The following is a 16545-nucleotide window of genomic DNA, read 5'->3' as shown; positions in this document are numbered from 1 at the left end:
GCACCACAACTTTTCAAGCCTGCCGCGGTGTATTGAGGTTCATCGACCGCACCGCCAGCGCCGACGCTGTCTCTTCATCGATCGGCAACGAAAACCGAAAGGTCGCCCCCCGCCCCGGCACATCGATTAACTGAATTTCGCGCCCGTGCAATTGCAGGATGCGATGCACGATCCGCAGCCCCAGCCCGCCATCGCGCCGTGCGCCGCCGATGTTGAACGGACGCAGGAACAAACCTTCGCGCAGTTCCGGGGCAATGCCCGGACCGGTGTCGCTGACCGTGACCTCGATGAATACCCCTTGCGGGCGTAGGCCCAGTTCGACGTCTCCACCTGGCGGGGTATGGCGCAGGGCATTGTCGAACAGGTTGGTCAGCACCCGCTCGATCAACCCGAGGTCCGCGCAGGCCGCCGAGGCGTTTGGCGCGAACGTGGCCTTGAGTTCGACCTGGCGCGCTTCGGCGGTGAGTTCGAATTTCTGGAAGATGTCCTGGGCCAGGTCGGTCAGGGAAAAACGCTCCAGCACCGGTTGCACGAAGCCGTGCTCCAGCCGCACCAGTTCCAGCAGCGACTGCGCCAGACCACCGACCTTGCGGCTCTGGTCCAGCGCGATGCCGAGGTAGCGACGGCGGTCGGCAGGGGACAGCGTGGCGTCCTTGAGCGACAGGGTTTCCAGATAGCCGTGCAGCGAGGCCAGCGGCGTGCGCAAGTCGTGGGAGATGTTCGCCACCAGTTCGCGGCGCTCCTGGTCCTGGCGGGTCAACGAACGCCATTGCTCGCCCAGGCGGGCCTGCATCTGCCGGAACGCGGCATCGAGCACGGCGATTTCATCGTGGCTGGCGGCTTTTTCCACCGCGACGGGCAGGGCCGGCGTGACCGGTACGCCATCGATGTCGAACTGGCTGACGGTTTCGGTCAGGCGGCGCAACGGCCGGGTGATCAGGGCAAACGCGGTGAGGCCGGCAATCAGGCACAGCAATGCCACCAGGCCGATGGACAGCAGCGCTGTGTTGAGCGCCGCGCTGGTTGCACCGCGTTCGGCCAGGCGGTCGTGATCCTCACCGAGCAGCACCACATAGAGATAGCCCGCCGGCTTGCCATCCACCTTCAGCGGTGCTGCGCTGAACACCTTGCGTGCATCGACGCTGCGCGGGTCGTCGCCGGGAATCGGCAGCGGATCGCCCCGCAGCAGGCGCTGGATCGGCGCGAGGTCGACCCGCTCCCGCCGGATCCGGCCCTCGGGCGCGGCACTGCCGACAATCTTGCCCTCGGTGTCGAGCAGGTACACCTCGACACTGGGGTTGACCTGCATCAGCTTGCTGAACAAATCGCGCACGGCATTGGGCATCAGGCCCTGGGTGTCCATCAGCACCGTGTCGCTGGCGATGTGCTGCGCCAGGTCGCGGGACAAGCCTTGCACCACTTCCTGTTCATGCATCTGGTTGGAGCGCACCTGCATCCACGCCGACGTGCCGCAGCACACCAGCAGCAGTACGGCGAACACCAGGGACAGGCGTTGCGTCAGGGTCAGCCTCATGGCTGCGGCTCCTCCCCGGTGGCGAATTTGTAGCCGCGGCCCCAGACCGTGAGGATGCGTACAGGCTGCGCCGGGTCGGCCTCGATCTTGGCGCGCAGGCGGTTGATGTGGGTGTTGACCGTGTGCTCGTAGCCTTCGTGGCTGTAGCCCCACACGGCGTTGAGCAGGTCCATGCGCGAAAACACCTTGCCGGGCTGGCGGGCGAAAAAGTACAGCAAGTCGAATTCCCGGGGCGTGAGGTCCAGGCGTCGTCCGTCGAGGGCCACCTCGCGGGTGATCGGGTCGATGGCCAGGCCGTCGGTGAGCAGGCTGCCGGCGTCCATCTTCAGGTTACGCGCCATGGCATCGACCCGGCGCAGCAGCGCCTTGACCCGTGCCACCAGTTCGAGCATGGAAAAGGGCTTGGACAGATAGTCGTCGGCGCCCAGCTCCAGGCCGAGAATCCGGTGTACTTCGCTGGAGCGCGCGCTGGTGATGATGATCGGCGTGTAGCGCGCCATGGCCCGGGCGCGGCGGCAGATTTCCAGGCCGTCGACACCGGGCAGCATCAGGTCGAGGACCAGCGCATCCCAGTTGCCTTGCTGCAGCAGGCGCATGCCTTCATCGCCATCGGCGCTGTGCACCACCTCGAACTGCTCATCGCGAAGATGCAGGCAAATCAGGTCGGCGATGTGCTGGTCGTCCTCGACCACGAGGACGCGTTTGGTCTGTTCCATCCAGGTCAATCCTTCGGTGCAATGAGCGCATGCCATTCGGCTTATGTTCAAAAAAACTGTGGGAGCGGGCTTGCTCGCGAAAGCGTCAGGTCAGCCAGTATCACCATCGACTGACACTCCGCCTTCGCGAGCAAGCCCGCTCCCACAGGAATAGCAGTGTTCAATGTTGGCGTTATGCATTGTGCGGGTTTTTCGGGGCCCGAGTTATCACGAATTGTTTAACTTCCCGTGAGGATTTGGCGATCACCCAAAGCCTAGGCTGTGTTCCATGAAACACCCCTGGATTTTTGGAGGCGAGCATGTTTTCACGACGGCAATTACTTCTAGCGGGCGGCGGGCTGGGCGTTGCAGCCCTGGCGATCGGCCTGTTGCCGAAGTTTTCCACAGGCTCGGCCTTGATCCGTGAGGCCAGCGCAGCGGAGGCGTTCGAAGTGACCCACAGCGACAGCGAATGGCACGCGATCCTCAGTGACGAGCAGTACGACATCCTGCGCGAGGAGGGCACCGAACGGGCCTACAGCAGCCCGCTGAACAACGAGCACCGCGACGGTACTTTCGCCTGTGCCGGTTGCGACCTGCCGCTGTTTTCCTCGGCCACCAAGTTCGACAGCCGTACCGGTTGGCCGAGTTTCTGGGCACCGCTGGACAAGGCCGTGGCGACGCGCCAGGACCGTGCGTTCGGCATGGTCCGCGAAGAGGTGCACTGCCGGCGCTGTGGCGGGCATCTGGGTCATGTCTTCGATGACGGCCCGAAACCCACTGGCCTGCGCTACTGCATGAACGGCCTGGCGATGAAGTTCGAGCCCCGAACCGTCTGATTTTGACTGCCTGCCCCCTTGGATCATTCAGGAGTTCCTTACATGAAAAACCAGTTCACCTGGCGCCGTACGCTATTGGCATTGGCCACCGTTGGCGTCATCGGGACATGCTCGGCGTTCTCTCTCAGTGGTACTGAGGAAGCCGTCGTTATTCCGTCGCCGGCCCTCGACGAAACCACTCAGGCTCAAAGCGAAACGGCGGTGTTCGCCGGCGGTTGTTTCTGGGGTGTGCAAGGGGTGTTTCAGCACGTCAAAGGCGTGAAAAATGCAGTTTCCGGTTACGCCGGTGGCGCGGCCGACACGGCGCAATACGAGCGTGTCAGCAACGGCAATACCGGCCATGCGGAGTCGGTCGAAGTGACTTTCGATCCGAGCCAGATCAGCTACGGCACCTTGCTGCAAATCTACTTCTCCGTGGCGCACAACCCGACCGAGCTCAATCGCCAGGGACCGGACACCGGCACCCAGTATCGTTCGGCGATCTTTACCAAAAGTGCCGAGCAGCAGCGGGTCGCACAGGCCTACATCGCCCAGCTCGACGCCGCCCATTCGTTCGATAAACCGATCGTGACCAAGCTTGAAACCTTCAATGGATTCTATCCGGCGGAGGAGGAACATCAGGATTTCCTGACCGAGCATCCGACCTATCCGTACATCGTGATCAATGACTTGCCGAAGGTTGCGCAGTTGAAGCAGCTGTACCCGAATCGTTATCAGGAACAGCCGGTGCTGGTGAAGGCGGGGAGGTAAATGGCGATCAGCGTGCATGCCTGTTCGGCCGACTAGTGCTTGCCCCACATCTGTACGGCAAATTCCACGAAGCGTCGCAGTTTCGGCAAACGGTGGCGATCCTGGGCATAGACCAGGTGCATCGGCCGGCTGGGCGGGCAGTAATCGGGCATCAAGGCCAACAGCTTTCCGTCCTTGAGGTCCTGCTCGACCAGGGCGTCGGGCATCATCACGATGCCCATGCCGGTCCGCGCCGCCTGATGCAAACCGGCCGAACTGTTGATCAGCATCGGCCCGCTGACCCCCACGCTGACTTCGCCCTCGGGCCCGGCCAGGCGCCATTCCTTTTGCACCGATTGCCAGTCATCCCCGGCCGGATAGGCAAAGGACAGGCAGTCGTGGTGTCGCAGATCTTCAGGCGTTTGCGGGGTGCCGCGACGGGCCAGATAGTCGGGTGACGCGCACATGGTCAGGGTGTAGTCGATCAGCGGGCGGGCGATCAGGTTGGAGGGCTCCAGCGCGCCGAGGCGAAAGGCTACGTCCAGGCCGTTTTCCAGCAGATCCGGGCGCCGGTTGGTCAGTACCACGTCAAGTTTCACTCGCGGGTTTTGCCGGCTGAATTCACTCAGCGCCGGTGCCAGGCGTTCGGTGCCGAAGGTCAGGGGAGCGGTGATGCGCAGCGTCCCGCTCGGTTCGTCGAGGGCCTGCTCGGCCAGACGCTCGGAATCGGCCACCAGCCCCAGCACTTCCAGGCAACGCTGGTAATACGCGACGCCGAACTCGGTCAGCCGCTGACGCCGCGTCGTGCGGTTGAGCAGGCGCACACCCAGGCGCTGCTCCAGGGCCTTGAGGTGGTTGCCGACCATGGTCGTGGACATATCGCACTGAAAAGCGGCGGCGGTCATGCTGCCGGTCTCCACCACTTTCACGTAGACGCTCATTGCCTGGAACAGATCCATTATCAAGACCAGCTTTTAAATGATTGAAGTTTTACAGCGTTTATCCAGCTCAGGTGGCTAACCATACTGCAAAAACACCGACCCTTGCTGGAGCTTGACGTCATGACCGCCGCCTGCCTGATGAGCACTTACCAACCCTTGGCCTTGAGTTTCGACAAGGGGCTGGGCACTCGCCTGTGGGATCAGGCCGGTCGCGAATACCTGGATGCGGTCGCCGGTGTGGCGGTGACCAACGTCGGCCACTCCCACCCGAAAATCGTCGCCGCCATCACCGAGCAGGCCGGGTTACTGCTGCACACCTCGAACCTCTACAGCATCGACTGGCAACAACGGCTGGCGCAAAAACTGACGCGGCTGGCGGGCATGGACCGGGCGTTTTTCAACAACTCCGGGGCCGAAGCCAACGAAACCGCACTGAAAATCGCCCGGCTGCATGGCTGGCACAAAGGTATCGAACAGCCGCTGGTGGTGGTCATGGAGAACGCGTTCCATGGTCGCACTCTTGGCACCTTGTCGGCCAGCGACGGCCCGGCGGTGCGCTTGGGGTTCAATCAGCTGCCGGGGGATTTCGTCAAAGTGCCGTTCGGCGACCTCGATGCGCTGGACAAGGTGCAACAGGCTTACGGTTCGCGGATCGTGGCAGTGCTGATGGAACCGATCCAAGGCGAAAGCGGCGTGCAGCTGGCACCACCGGGTTATCTCAAGGCCGTGCGCGAACTGTGCAACCGGCGCTCGTGGCTGTTGATGCTCGATGAAATCCAGACCGGCATCGGCCGCACCGGGCAGTGGTTCGCGTTCCAGCACGAAGGCATCGTTCCGGACGTCATGACCCTGGCCAAAGGCCTGGGCAACGGCGTGCCCATCGGCGCTTGCCTGGCCCGTGGCAAGGCGGCCGAACTGTTCACGCCGGGGAGCCACGGCAGCACCTTCGGCGGTAACCCGTTGGCCTGCCGGGTCGGTTGCACCGTGCTGGATATCGTTGAAGAGCAAAGGCTGCTGGAAAACGCCCGGCTCCAGGGCGCGCGGCTGCTCGACAGATTGCACACCGAGTTGGCGGGCGACCCCAACGTCATGGCGATCCGTGGTCAGGGACTGATGATCGGCATCGAGCTCAAGCAACCGATCCGCGACCTGAGCCTGATCGCTGCGCGGGATCATGGTTTGCTGATCAACGTCACGCGGGGGAAAACCATTCGCCTGCTACCGCCGCTGACGATTGATGGGCGGGAGGTGGAGATGATTGTCAGGGGGGTGAGTAGTGTGGTGAAAGAGGGCTGAAGTTCTGCTCAGTAATGGTATCTGCACATCACGACGCGTATTTCGCCGTCTTCAACGGCATAGACCAGACGATGTTCAGCCGTAATCCGGCGTGACCAGAATCCGCTCAAGTTATGCTTGAGCGGTTCGGGTTTTCCCAGACCGTCGAAAGGCTCACGCTGGATAGCCTTGATCAACAGGTTGATACGTTTGAGCCCAGCCTTATCGTTCTGCTGGAACCAGAGATAATCGTCCCAGGCTTCAGGGGTGAACTCGATATTCATTCTTCAATCAGTTGCCTGGTTTTGGTTTTGCCGGCTCGCAGGTTACCGATTGATTTGATCAGGCGTTCAGCGTTGGCGGGGGAGCGCAGCAGATAGGCTGTCTCTTCGAGAGCGTTGTATTCGGCCAATGACATCATCACTACCGGCTCGCCTTTCTGACGGGTTACCAGTAGCGGGGCGCGATCTTCATTCACCCGGTCCATGGTTTGTGCCAGGTGTGCCCGAGCGTTGGTGTAGTTGATGGTTTCCATGTGATTGTCCTCGCTTGATGCAGAGAACGTACAGAAATGAGTACATGTTAGCAAGGCGATACCTACGAGTGGTTGTTACGCAGACAGTGCATCCACGCCTGTATCGAGTATCGCCGAATGGTCCTCAGGACGTTTCCGTGACTGATGTAATCCCATTCTGAGCTACATGCCATCCATTGGGTTTGTGTACGACCACAGCTGCGCAAACCTACAGGTGATGAATCAGCGCCGCGATTTCCTTCCGATCCTCCAATCGGATTTTCGCACCGCAAAACCCCTCGAAAAGGCGCTGGTGCGCAGCAAATCCACTTGAGTCATCACGCTTGCGGTAGCTGCCCGCCCACTCCAGCAATGCCACCAACCGTTCGTTATCCTGTGTTTCCCGTTGGTGAATGTTGGCGACGCATTCCTCGTCATCGACACATAGCCAGATCAAGGCCGTGGTGCGGTGGAGGATTTCGCTGATGATCCAGCCGTAAACTCCTTCGATTACCCAGCGTTGCTCGTCGGCCGCGATCCGTGCCCTGGCCAATGCTTCCGCGCGGGGGCGGGGGATGCTGTGTTCGTCGGACAGCCAGTGAATCCGGTCGAGATCGGTCCAGGGCTCACGCAATTGCTCGGCCAGCCGCTGCGCCAGCCAGCTTTTGCCGGAGCCGGAGTTGCCGATGATCAGGGTGCGGGTGAGGTTCATGCCGAGTTGCCTCTACCTATGTGCCTGACGAGGATCACTGTGGGAGCGAGCTTGCTCGCGATGACGGACTCAAAGCCAACATCGATGTCGACTGATACGCCGCCATCGCGAGCAAGCTCGCTCCCACAGAGGTTATACCTTTACTACTCACCCTCCGGCGCAACCATTCGTGTCTTTGGCGAGCCATTGGCGTTGTGTTGAAAAATGTCCTGCGGCTGACCTTTTTCATTAAAGAACACTTGTCCGATGCCCGCCGAGTTCCACAGGCGCTCTCCGGCTTCGGCGTGTTCCGGGACATGCGGCACGATGCGCATGCGTCGACGTTTGGTCAGCCAGTTCAGTGGCGAGCGTGGTGAGTACAGCCAGCGGTTGAGGCGGTCGAACCATTCGAGCAGGGTGGGGGGGAATTCATTCTTGATGCCGCTGCTGGTGATTTGCCAGATGCGTGGCCCGGCCTTGCGGTGGCGGATCAGCACTTCATAGACGAAGGAGTAGTGCACATCGCCCGACAGCACCACGTAGTTACCCGGCGTGCGCGAGTGGCGGAAAATGTTCAGGATCACTTGGGCCGCGCCTCGATGGGCCATCCAGTTTTCCGCGTCCACCAGCAGTGGATAACCGCACCAGCTGAAGACCCGCTGCACGGTTTCAATCAGTTTGACGCCGAAGATCGGCGCCGGTGAAACGATGATCGCGCTCGGGTGGTCCAGCAGTTCCTGTTGCAGTTCGCTCAGGGCTTCCCAGTCGAGCAGGCCGGAAGGCTGCTTGAGGTTCATTTCGCTGCGCCAGCGCCGGGTGCGGGTGTCGATCACGACCATGGCCGGGGTGGTCGGCAGCACGTAATGCCAATGCTGGAATTTCAGCAGGTCATCGATCAGATCGTCCTGAACCCTGCTGTCGAGGTGGCGCTCCCGTGTGCTGGCGCTCAACGCACTGGCCTTGTGCAGCAGGGCAGCGAAGGCATCCGGGTTGTTGCCCCAGCCCTGGCACAGCATGTACGCCAGCAGCGCGTTGCCGATGATGCGCCGGGAGAACGGATGGCCGTAGGCCGTTTCCTCCCATTGCGCGGACAGGTTCCAGTCATCGGTGATGTCGTGGTCGTCGAACATCATCAGCGTCGGCAGATGCGCCAGTGCCCGCGCGACGTTGCGAAGGCCGGCCGTGAAGGCATCGATGCGCGTCTGTTCAAGGGCGTAGCGCTTGAGCCGTTCCGGTGTCAGCGTCGGTGCCTGGGGCGAGATCAGGGTCCAGGGCACGGGCGACCAGACCAGCAAGTACATGGCCATGACTTCGGCGAAGGTCACCAGGTGATTGTCGGCACTGCTGCTGGTGAAGATCGGTTTGCGTGCGCCACCGAAGAAACGCTCGCGCAGGGTTTCATTGCTTTGCAGCGCCGGCAGCAGATCCGCACGGTGGTAGTAACTGGCCGGATGCTCGTAGAGTCTGGCGCTGTCGCTGACCACGGCGCCTTCGAGGTGTTCGCCGAACAGGCCCAGGCGCTCGATCAAGGCATGAATCGCCCGCAACATCGGCCCCGCGACATCGTCGGCGTAGACCTGATCGCCGGTCATCATCAGCAGTGCCGGACGGTCCTCGGCTGCATGCTCCTGCGCCAGCAACCGGTCGACGCAGAGCAAGCCGTCTGCCGCCGGGTGGTGAGGCTTGCGGCAAGAACCGTGCAGCAACTGATCGACCCGAGCGCGCAGGACGAAATTCGGGCAACGGGCATCGCCGTACAGCAGGTGCGGCGCCCAGTCGGCGATGCCTTGTTCTGCGCCATCGATCAGCAGGTCGTAGTCGATCGACTGGTCGCAGGGCAGGGCGCAATCGAGCGGCACGTCGATCAAGTGCACAAAGGCATGAGTCCCTGCGGCAATCACCGTGCATTGCCCGCTATCGAGGCGGATGTCACCGACGCCCTGCAAGCGCAAGGTCAGCGCCAGCGCCCGGGAACCCACCAGCCACAGCACCAGTCGCGTGGGCTCAAGGCGCCGCAGCAGCGGGCCCGCCAGGACCGGCGGCAGGGCCGGGTGATCATCGGGCAGTGGTAGTGTTTCGGACATCCGGGGTCAAGGCTCCTGGGGCATCGAGGCGGGCGATGATAGCGCAGGTGACGACGGGACAGGCTAGAGTAAGTCTGCCGCGCCCTGTGTCGGCATTTCAGTTTGAGGGAGGAACGCATGTACAAAATCATCCTGCCGGCATTGGCCATTTTGCTCGTTGCCCAATCCCCGGCCCATGCCATCAACGACAAGTACCGCAAACAGCTTGAGCAGTCCGGTTGCACCCAGGTCAGCGAGTTGGAGGGTTGCGATATCCACAAGAGCAAGGCCGAAAACGCAAAGGCCGGATTCGGCAGCCCGCAAGCACCGGCCGCTGGCGAAAAAAACAGTGACCAGCCGAGCGACGGCAAGGAGGGAGCGGCCCCGCCTGTCATGAAATGAAAAGCCATTGTCGCCTGATGAGAAGCGTCACAACAGGCCGCGTCCTACAGTCCAATCAGCGCAATTCGATGCAACACGCCCACATTGCAGATTGGAGAATAAGAAAAATGGCCAAAGCCGTACGCTTTTATGAAACCGGTGGTCCCGAAGTTCTACGTTACGAGGACGTCGAAGTCGGCGAACCCGGTCCAGGCCAGGTTCGTCTGCGTCATGTGGCGGTTGGCTTGAACTACGCCGACACCTATTTCCGTAACGGTACCTATCCGATTCCTCTGCCTAATGGCATGGGCGTCGAGGCTTCCGGCGTGGTCCAGGCCGTTGGTGAAGGGGTCACCAACGTCGAAGTCGGTGACCGCGTCACCTACACCGGTTTTCTCAATACCCTCGGCGCCTACAGCACCGAGCGCCTGATCCCGGCCGCGCCGCTGATCAAGCTGCCGGAAACCATCAGCTTCGAAACCGCCGCCGCCATGACCATGCGCGGTTTGACGTCTTCGTACCTGATGCGCCGCATCTACGACTTCAAGGCCGGCGACAGCATCCTGCTGCACGCCGCTGCCGGTGGTGTCGGCCTGATCGTTTCGCAGTGGGCCAAGTTGCTGGGCCTGAACGTGATCGGCACGGTGTCGACCGAGCAGAAGGCGGAAATCGCCCGGGCTCACGGTTGCGACCATACGATCAATTACAGCCACGAAGACGTCGCCGCTCGCGTTCGCGAACTGACCGGCGGCGTGGGCGTCAACGTGGTGTTCGACAGTGTTGGCAAGAACACCTTCATGGGGTCGCTGGATTCGTTGAAACCCCGTGGCCTGATGGTCTGCGTGGGTACCGCATCCGGACCGATCCCGGCGTTCGACCCGGTGATGCTGGCGATGAAAGGTTCGCTGTACCTGACCCGTCCTGCCCTGGCCAACTACATCAGCGACCCTGCGGAAAAAGCCGCCCTGGCCGGTGAGTTGTTTGACCACGTCGGCAGCGGCCGGATCAAGATCGAGATCAACCAGCACTACGCCTTGCAGGACGCGGTGCAGGCCCATCGCGACCTTGAATCGCGCAAGACGACCGGCTCTTCGATTTTCGTCGTTTAAGGAGCGGCCAGCCATGAAAGTCGAACAATTGACCTGCAGCATTGGCGCCGAACTGATCGGCGTCAACCTGGCCGACGCGGTGCATGACGACGGTCTGTTTGCCGAGATTCGTGCCCAGTTGCTCAAGCACCGCGTGGTGTTCCTGCGCGATCAGGACATCACCCGCGCCGAGCACGTGGCCTTCGCCCGACGCTTCGGCGAGCTGGAAGATCATCCGGTGGCCGGCAGTGATCCGGATCATCCGGGACTGGTGCGGATCTACAAGAATCCGGACCAGCCGATGGACCGCTATGAAAACGCCTGGCACACCGACGCCACCTGGCGCGAAGCACCGCCGATGGGCTGCGTGCTGCGTTGCGTGGAATGCCCGCCAGTGGGCGGCGACACCATGTGGACCAACATGGTCCAGGCCTATGCGAACTTGCCGGAAGAGGTAAAGGTCAAGATCGCCGACCTGCGTGCCCGCCACAGCATCGAAGCAAGCTTCGGTGCGGCGATGCCGATTGAAAAACGCCTGGCGCTCAAGGCGATGTACCCGGACGCCGAACACCCGGTGGTGCGCACCCATCCGGAAACCGGCGAGAAGGTGCTGTTCGTCAACGCGTTCACCACCCACTTCAGCAACTACCACACCCCTGAGCGGGTGCGCTTCGGCCAGGACGCCAACCCCGGCGCCGGCGAGTTGCTGCGCTACCTGATCAGTCAGGCGTACATCCCCGAGTATCAGGTGCGCTGGCGCTGGAAGCCGAACAGCATCGCCATCTGGGACAACCGCAGTACCCAGCATTACGCCGTCATGGATTACCCGCCCTGCCATCGCAAGATGGAACGTGCCGGGATCATCGGCGACAAGACGTTCTGATCGAACGCCTCCTGCATTCGCACTCGTAAACACGCCAACCCGGCTCGACCCCGGGTGGGCGGGACAATCATAAGAACTGGAGTAGACCATGCAATTCTTCGACGATTCGCTGCACCCGGAAAACATGGAAAAGGTAGTCATTACCGTGGCCCCGTACGGCCCGGAGTGGATGCCGGAAGACTTCCCGGAAGACATCCCGCTGACCATGGACGAGCAAGTCCAGAAAGCGGTCGAATGCTATGAAGCCGGCGCCACGGTTCTGCACTTGCACGTGCGTGAACTGGACGGCAAGGGCTCCAAGCGCCTGTCGAAATTCAACGAGCTGATCGCCGGTGTACGTGAAGCCGTTCCGGACATGATCATCCAGGTCGGCGGTTCGATTTCCTTCGCTCCGGAAAGCGACGGTGAAGCGGCCAAGTGGCTGTCCGACGACACTCGCCACATGCTGGCCGAGCTGACCCCCAAGCCGGATCAGGTCACCGTGGCGATCAACACCACCCAGATGAACATCATGGAGCTGCTGTATCCGGAATACCTGGAAGGCACTTCCCTGGCCAATCCGCTGACCCAGGCCGCCTACAGCGAAATGACCGTGCCAGCAGGCCCGGCCTGGGTTGCCGAGCACCTCAAGCGCCTGATGGACAACGGCATCCAGCCGCACTTCCAGTTGACCGGCATGCACGCCATGGAAACCCTCGAGCGCCTGGTGCGCAGGGGCATCTACAAGGGCCCGCTGAACCTGACCTGGATCGGTATCGGCGGCGGCTTCGACGGCCCGAACCCGTTCAACTTCTTCAACTTCATCCACCGCGCGCCGGACGGTTGCACCCTGACCTCCGAATCGCTGCTCAAGAACGTCATGCCGTTCAACACCATGTCGATGGCCATGGGCATGCACCCGCGCGTGGGCAATGAAGACACTATCATTGATCACAAGGGCGATCGTTTCGGCTCGGTGGCACAGATCCAGCAAACCGTGCGCATCGCCCACGAACTGGGCCGCGAAATCGCCACCGGCAAAGAAGCCCGCGAGATCTACCGCATCGGCGTGCAGTACGAAACCATCGAAGAAACCCTGTTGGCCAACGGCATGGCCCCCAACCGCAAGGCTGGGCAAAAAGGTGTACCGCAACGCGGTTGACCGAGGGTCGGGACGAAAGGCCGTGACCTCTCGTCCGCCTGACCGTTACACGCTTGATAACAAAAATAAAACAAAGCTCTTGAGGAGGCTGCATGGCCTTTCACCCAATAGCCGCTGACGATGACGACTCCAGCGGAGTCGGCGTTGCGCGCCAATATGCCTGGATCGTCTTTGCCTTGACGTTCGGCCTGTTGATTTCCGATTACATGTCGCGTCAGGTACTGAACGCGGTATTCCCCCTGCTCAAGACAGAGTGGGCGTTGAGCGACGGACAGCTGGGTCTGCTCAGCGGCATCGTTGCCCTGATGGTCGGCCTGCTGACGTTTCCCCTGTCGTTGATGGCCGACCGCTTCGGCCGGGTCAAGAGCCTGGCGCTGATGGCGTTCCTGTGGAGCGTGGCGACCCTGGGTTGCGCGTTGGCGCAGGACTACCAGCAGATGTTCATCGCGCGGTTCATGGTCGGTGTCGGCGAAGCCGCCTACGGCAGCGTGGGCATCGCGGTGGTGATTTCGGTGTTCCCCAAACACATGCGGGCCACCCTGGCCAGTGCCTTCATGGCGGGCGGGATGTTCGGTTCGGTGTTGGGCATGGCGTTGGGTGGTGCGATTGCCGCCAAGCTGGGCTGGCGCTGGTCGTTTGCCGGCATGTCGCTGTTTGGCCTTGTGCTGGCAATGCTTTATCCGCTCATCGTCAAGGAAGCGCGCATTGCGCCACAACGCGCCGCGCAGATTGCGAACAAGACGGCTGCCGCGGTCAAGCGTCCGCTGCGCACGCTGTGGTCCAGCCGTTCGGTGGTGTCGACCTACATCGCCAGCGGCTTGCAGTTGTTCGTTGGCGGCACGGTGATGGTGTGGATTCCCAGCTACCTCAACCGCTACTACGACATGCCCACCGACAAGGCCGGCGGCATGGCGGCGATCATCGTGTTGTGCAGCGGTGCGGGCATGATCCTGTGCGGCATGCTCAGCGACCGCCTGTGTCGCAACTCGCCGGAGCGCAAGGTCAGCCTGGCCATCGGCTTCTGCCTGGGCAGTTGCCTGCTGTTGTCGGCGGCGTTTGCCTTGCAGGCAGGGCCAGTGCAACTGCTGCTGATCTGCCTGGGCATGGCAATTGCCACAGGCACCACCGGCCCCGCCGGTGCGATGGTTGCCAACCTGACCCATTACTCGGTGCACGGTACGGCGTTCGCCACGCTGACCCTGGCCAACAACATGCTGGGGCTGGCACCAGGACCGTTCATCACCGGCCGGGTGTCCGACCTCATCGGTCTGCATGCCGCGTTTCAACTGGTGCCACTGGTCAGCCTCGCGGCGGCGGCGGTGTTCTTTTATGCCAAGTGTCATTACCACAGAGATATTGCCCGGCTTCAGGGTCAGAGCGTGCCTGACCCTGTCGGTGAAGCGGGTTTAGAGGTGAAGTTGTGAGTCGTCGTTTACGTATTGATGTGTTTTTCGATTTTATCTGCCCCTGGTGCCTGATCGGCAAACGCCAACTGGAGCATGCGCAGGTGCAGTTTCGCAGTCGTCACCCGGACGTGCAGATCACCACGGTGTGGCATGGCGTGCAGTTGTTGCCTCAGATTCCGGTAGAGGGTGAACCCTTTGCCGATTTCTACCGCAAGCGCCTGGGCAATGCCGACGCCATGACCATGCGCCAGAAGCAGGTCCAGCAGGCGGCCAGTGCGGTTGGCCTGGCCATAGACCTCAGCCGTATCGAGACGATGCCCAACACCGCAGACGCCCATCGCTTGTTCGAGCGTGTCAGCGAACTGGGCAATGCCAGTCAGCGTGAGATGTTGCTCGAACGCCTGTTCGCCGCTTATTTCCTGAGACGCGAAAACCTCGGTTGCCGCGAGACCTTGCTGGCCATTGCCCGCTCCTGCGGTGTCGCTCCGGAAGGGCTGCTCGAATGCCTGAAGGGCGATGCCACGCCGTTTGAAGGATCTCCCGGCGCGACCAGTGGCGTGCCGAGCTTCAAGTTCGACAACCGCATGACGGTGATCGGTGCACAACCCGCTCAGGCGCTGCTCGGGGCCATGAACGAGGCCCTCAAGGAAAGTGATCGCGAGCGGCAGCCAGCATGACCCGGCGCATTCCCGTGCCGGCCGGCAAACACCCGCAGGCCGGTGGCCGGGCGCTGTTCGAATTCGAGGACAAAAGCCTGGCGTTGTTCAACGTCGACGGGCAGCTGTTTGCCATCGACGACAGCTGTCCGCACCAGGGCGCTTCGCTGTGTGGCGGGCGCCTTGAGGGCCGGGTGATTCAATGCTGCGCCCATGGTCTGCGCTTCGATTTGCACAGCGGCTACTTGCTCAACTCCAGGCAAGTCAAAGTCACCAACTACCCGGTCGAGATCATCGACGGCCAGGCGTTTATCGTCATTGTTTCCGAGGAGGCCGCGCCATGAGCGCCATTGCTCTCACCCGCATCCACAGTCGCACGCGCGAACTGGCACCGGGGTTTATCGTCAGCCTGATCGTGGCGGCCGCCGCGTCGTTCCTTTCCGAGCACTACGGTGCGCCGGTCATGCTGTTCGCCTTGCTGCTGGGCATGGCCCTGAATTTTCTTGCCGATGACGGTCCGTGCAAGGCCGGTATCGAGTTCACCGCCCGCACGGTGTTGCGCATTGGCGTGGCGCTGCTGGGCATGCGCATCACCCTGGAGCAAATGGCCGCGCTGGGCTGGAAGCCGATTGCGCTGGTGGTGATCCTGGTGGTAGTGACCATCGGCGTGTCTGTGATTGCCGCCAAGGCCCTGGGTTTCCAGCGCCTGTTCGGCATGCTCACCGGCGGCGCGACCGCCATCTGCGGCGCCTCGGCGGCCCTGGCACTGGCAGCGGCGCTGCCGAACCATCCGCAGAAAGAGCGGGCCACACTGTTTACCGTCATCGGCGTCTCGGCGCTGTCGACCCTGGCGATGATCGTCTACCCGATGATCGCCAACTGGCTGCAGTTGTCGCCGCAGGTGGCGGGCGTGTTCCTCGGCGCCACGATCCACGACGTGGCCCAGGTGGTCGGCGCCGGCTACAGCATGTCGACCGAAACCGGCGACACAGCCACGGTGGTCAAGCTGATGCGCGTTGCCATGTTGCTGCCGGTGATCGTCACCGCCGCGATGATCACCCGCATGCAAGGCGCCGACCCGACCGGCAAGCGCCCGCCGCTGTTGCCGTGGTTCGCCGTCGGCTTTCTGATCCTGGCCTGCATTAACAGCACCGGATGGGTAGCGCCTGCGGTGCAAGGCTCGGTCAACGAACTGTCGCGCTGGTGCCTGGTGATTTCCATCAGCGCCCTGGGCATGAAGACCCGCTTGCGCGAGCTGGCGGCGGTCGGGATCAAGCCGATCCTGCTGATGGTCGGGGAGACGGTGTTCCTGGTCGTGCTGGTGTTGTTGCTGCTGCGCTGGGGGCTCTGAACGCGTCATCACCCATACGTTTTATGGCAGGGCCACACGGCGTTGACTCCTCATGCCGTGGGGCTCTCGACCGGTGTCACAAACACCGGTCTTTCACGGCGACTGTACCAGCAGTCGCCGTTTTTTTTGGGGCTTTCACAGGTTTGGACTCGGACGCGGTCGCTTGTAGGCGCTGGCTTGCCGGCGATGGTCGTTAACGATAACGCGGATGAACCGGATAAACGCGGTCCTCTGTAATTGGATGGACTCGCCCAAGCCGAGGCGTCAATGCGCCACGGTGGCAGTCTAAACAGCCAACGACAGCGAGGGCGAGTCCATGAAAAATCATAGTTCGATTAATCAATCCCTGTCTTCTTCC

General features: G+C 62.0%; 18 protein-coding genes. 11 read left to right on the top strand and 7 right to left on the bottom strand.

All coding sequences use genetic code 11. The annotated features are described in order from the left end of the window. Positions 1 to 13 precede the first annotated feature (13 nt). Together KW841_RS29340 and KW841_RS29335 are read right to left on the bottom strand one after the other, a co-directional pair. Positions 14 to 1534 carry a HAMP domain-containing sensor histidine kinase gene (locus KW841_RS29340; protein WP_218480745.1) on the bottom strand — a complete coding sequence of 507 codons (1521 nt, stop codon included), beginning with the start codon at positions 1532 to 1534 and terminating at the stop codon, positions 14 to 16. Continuing rightward, on the bottom strand, positions 1531 to 2250 hold the full coding sequence (locus KW841_RS29335) for a response regulator transcription factor (protein WP_218480744.1): 720 nt from the start codon (positions 2248 to 2250) through the stop codon (positions 1531 to 1533). The genes KW841_RS29340 and KW841_RS29335 overlap by 4 nt, the downstream gene beginning before the upstream one ends. Positions 2251 to 2549: 299 nt before the next feature. Here KW841_RS29335 and msrB point away from each other — a divergent pair, with 299 nt between their 5' ends. Both msrB and msrA read left to right on the top strand, forming a co-directional pair. After that, positions 2550 to 3068 (top strand): peptide-methionine (R)-S-oxide reductase MsrB, encoded by a 519-nt coding sequence (gene msrB / locus KW841_RS29330; protein ID WP_218480743.1) that lies wholly within the window; start codon positions 2550 to 2552, stop codon positions 3066 to 3068. A gap of 42 nt (positions 3069 to 3110) precedes the next feature. Beyond that, positions 3111 to 3818 (top strand): peptide-methionine (S)-S-oxide reductase MsrA, encoded by a 708-nt coding sequence (gene msrA / locus KW841_RS29325; protein ID WP_218480742.1) that lies wholly within the window; start codon positions 3111 to 3113, stop codon positions 3816 to 3818. A gap of 32 nt (positions 3819 to 3850) precedes the next feature. On the opposite strand, the gene KW841_RS29320 is transcribed toward msrA, so the two are convergent. After that, positions 3851 to 4756, bottom strand: coding sequence for a LysR family transcriptional regulator (locus tag KW841_RS29320; RefSeq protein WP_095965808.1), 906 nt, complete (start codon positions 4754 to 4756; stop codon positions 3851 to 3853). Between the two features lie 102 nt (positions 4757 to 4858). On the opposite strand from KW841_RS29320, the gene KW841_RS29315 reads away from it, so the two are divergent. Further along, entirely contained in the window at positions 4859 to 6034 is a 1176-nt protein-coding gene (locus tag KW841_RS29315; RefSeq protein WP_218480741.1) for an aspartate aminotransferase family protein, read from the top strand. A gap of 8 nt (positions 6035 to 6042) precedes the next feature. Here KW841_RS29315 and KW841_RS29310 read toward each other — a convergent pair whose 3' ends face one another. From KW841_RS29310 to KW841_RS29295, 4 genes are all read right to left on the bottom strand, one after another. Next, the gene (locus KW841_RS29310; RefSeq protein WP_015093589.1) at positions 6043 to 6297 is read right to left on the bottom strand and encodes a Txe/YoeB family addiction module toxin; all 255 of its coding nucleotides are present in this window, start codon (positions 6295 to 6297) and stop codon (positions 6043 to 6045) included. Then, on the bottom strand, positions 6294 to 6548 hold the full coding sequence (locus tag KW841_RS29305) for a type II toxin-antitoxin system prevent-host-death family antitoxin (RefSeq protein WP_056728535.1): 255 nt from the start codon (positions 6546 to 6548) through the stop codon (positions 6294 to 6296). Before KW841_RS29305 ends, KW841_RS29310 begins: the two co-directional genes overlap by 4 nt. A gap of 208 nt (positions 6549 to 6756) precedes the next feature. Next, entirely contained in the window at positions 6757 to 7239 is a 483-nt protein-coding gene (locus KW841_RS29300) for an adenylate kinase (protein ID WP_218480740.1), read from the bottom strand. A 143-nt stretch (positions 7240 to 7382) separates the two neighbouring features. Further along, a complete protein-coding gene (locus KW841_RS29295; protein ID WP_218480739.1) occupies positions 7383 to 9302 on the bottom strand; it encodes an alkaline phosphatase D family protein in 1920 nt (639 codons plus the stop codon). A gap of 117 nt (positions 9303 to 9419) precedes the next feature. Here KW841_RS29295 and KW841_RS29290 point away from each other — a divergent pair, with 117 nt between their 5' ends. The 8 genes from KW841_RS29290 (at position 9420) to KW841_RS29255 (ending at position 16187) form a co-directional block, all read left to right on the top strand. Continuing rightward, entirely contained in the window at positions 9420 to 9683 is a 264-nt protein-coding gene (locus tag KW841_RS29290; RefSeq protein ID WP_218480738.1) for a hypothetical protein, read from the top strand. Between the two features lie 107 nt (positions 9684 to 9790). After that, a complete protein-coding gene (locus KW841_RS29285) occupies positions 9791 to 10771 on the top strand; it encodes a quinone oxidoreductase (protein WP_218480737.1) in 981 nt (326 codons plus the stop codon). Positions 10772 to 10784: 13 nt separating this feature from the next. Next, positions 10785 to 11633 (top strand): TauD/TfdA family dioxygenase, encoded by an 849-nt coding sequence (locus KW841_RS29280; protein WP_102701059.1) that lies wholly within the window; start codon positions 10785 to 10787, stop codon positions 11631 to 11633. 88 nt (positions 11634 to 11721) lie between these two features. Further along, positions 11722 to 12774 carry a 3-keto-5-aminohexanoate cleavage protein gene (locus KW841_RS29275; RefSeq protein WP_007979210.1) on the top strand — a complete coding sequence of 351 codons (1053 nt, stop codon included), beginning with the start codon at positions 11722 to 11724 and terminating at the stop codon, positions 12772 to 12774. A 92-nt stretch (positions 12775 to 12866) separates the two neighbouring features. Beyond that, on the top strand, positions 12867 to 14198 hold the full coding sequence (locus tag KW841_RS29270) for an MFS transporter (protein WP_218480736.1): 1332 nt from the start codon (positions 12867 to 12869) through the stop codon (positions 14196 to 14198). Beyond that, positions 14195 to 14857, top strand: a complete 663-nt coding sequence (locus KW841_RS29265) for a DsbA family oxidoreductase (RefSeq protein ID WP_218480735.1) — start codon at positions 14195 to 14197, stop codon at positions 14855 to 14857. Before KW841_RS29270 ends, KW841_RS29265 begins: the two co-directional genes overlap by 4 nt. Further along, entirely contained in the window at positions 14854 to 15180 is a 327-nt protein-coding gene (locus KW841_RS29260) for a Rieske 2Fe-2S domain-containing protein (protein WP_015093598.1), read from the top strand. The genes KW841_RS29265 and KW841_RS29260 overlap by 4 nt, the downstream gene beginning before the upstream one ends. Next, positions 15177 to 16187: a YeiH family protein gene (locus tag KW841_RS29255; protein WP_218480734.1), complete on the top strand. Its 1011-nt coding sequence runs from the start codon at positions 15177 to 15179 to the stop codon at positions 16185 to 16187. The genes KW841_RS29260 and KW841_RS29255 overlap by 4 nt, the downstream gene beginning before the upstream one ends. The last annotated feature ends 358 nt before the right edge of the window (positions 16188 to 16545 follow it).

It is taken from the genome of Pseudomonas sp. PDM28, assembly GCF_019219115.1.
Classification (GTDB): domain Bacteria; phylum Pseudomonadota; class Gammaproteobacteria; order Pseudomonadales; family Pseudomonadaceae; genus Aquipseudomonas; species Aquipseudomonas laurylsulfatiphila.
Note: the sequence above shows the minus strand (reverse complement) of the source record. Positions and strands in the feature narration are given on the sequence as shown.

What these genes read in the sequence shown, in the direction of transcription:
- KW841_RS29340 (WP_218480745.1), bottom strand. Translation starts at nt 1,534, where the DNA reads ATGAGGCTGACCCTGACGCAACGCCTGTCCCTGGTGTTCGCCGTACTG.
- KW841_RS29335 (WP_218480744.1), bottom strand. Translation starts at nt 2,250, where the DNA reads ATGGAACAGACCAAACGCGTCCTCGTGGTCGAGGACGACCAGCACATC.
- msrB (WP_218480743.1), top strand. Translation starts at nt 2,550, where the DNA reads ATGTTTTCACGACGGCAATTACTTCTAGCGGGCGGCGGGCTGGGCGTT.
- msrA (WP_218480742.1), top strand. Translation starts at nt 3,111, where the DNA reads ATGAAAAACCAGTTCACCTGGCGCCGTACGCTATTGGCATTGGCCACC.
- KW841_RS29320 (WP_095965808.1), bottom strand. Translation starts at nt 4,756, where the DNA reads ATGGATCTGTTCCAGGCAATGAGCGTCTACGTGAAAGTGGTGGAGACC.
- KW841_RS29315 (WP_218480741.1), top strand. Translation starts at nt 4,859, where the DNA reads ATGACCGCCGCCTGCCTGATGAGCACTTACCAACCCTTGGCCTTGAGT.
- KW841_RS29310 (WP_015093589.1), bottom strand. Translation starts at nt 6,297, where the DNA reads ATGAATATCGAGTTCACCCCTGAAGCCTGGGACGATTATCTCTGGTTC.
- KW841_RS29305 (WP_056728535.1), bottom strand. Translation starts at nt 6,548, where the DNA reads ATGGAAACCATCAACTACACCAACGCTCGGGCACACCTGGCACAAACC.
- KW841_RS29300 (WP_218480740.1), bottom strand. Translation starts at nt 7,239, where the DNA reads ATGAACCTCACCCGCACCCTGATCATCGGCAACTCCGGCTCCGGCAAA.
- KW841_RS29295 (WP_218480739.1), bottom strand. Translation starts at nt 9,302, where the DNA reads ATGTCCGAAACACTACCACTGCCCGATGATCACCCGGCCCTGCCGCCG.
- KW841_RS29290 (WP_218480738.1), top strand. Translation starts at nt 9,420, where the DNA reads ATGTACAAAATCATCCTGCCGGCATTGGCCATTTTGCTCGTTGCCCAA.
- KW841_RS29285 (WP_218480737.1), top strand. Translation starts at nt 9,791, where the DNA reads ATGGCCAAAGCCGTACGCTTTTATGAAACCGGTGGTCCCGAAGTTCTA.
- KW841_RS29280 (WP_102701059.1), top strand. Translation starts at nt 10,785, where the DNA reads ATGAAAGTCGAACAATTGACCTGCAGCATTGGCGCCGAACTGATCGGC.
- KW841_RS29275 (WP_007979210.1), top strand. Translation starts at nt 11,722, where the DNA reads ATGCAATTCTTCGACGATTCGCTGCACCCGGAAAACATGGAAAAGGTA.
- KW841_RS29270 (WP_218480736.1), top strand. Translation starts at nt 12,867, where the DNA reads ATGGCCTTTCACCCAATAGCCGCTGACGATGACGACTCCAGCGGAGTC.
- KW841_RS29260 (WP_015093598.1), top strand. Translation starts at nt 14,854, where the DNA reads ATGACCCGGCGCATTCCCGTGCCGGCCGGCAAACACCCGCAGGCCGGT.
- KW841_RS29255 (WP_218480734.1), top strand. Translation starts at nt 15,177, where the DNA reads ATGAGCGCCATTGCTCTCACCCGCATCCACAGTCGCACGCGCGAACTG.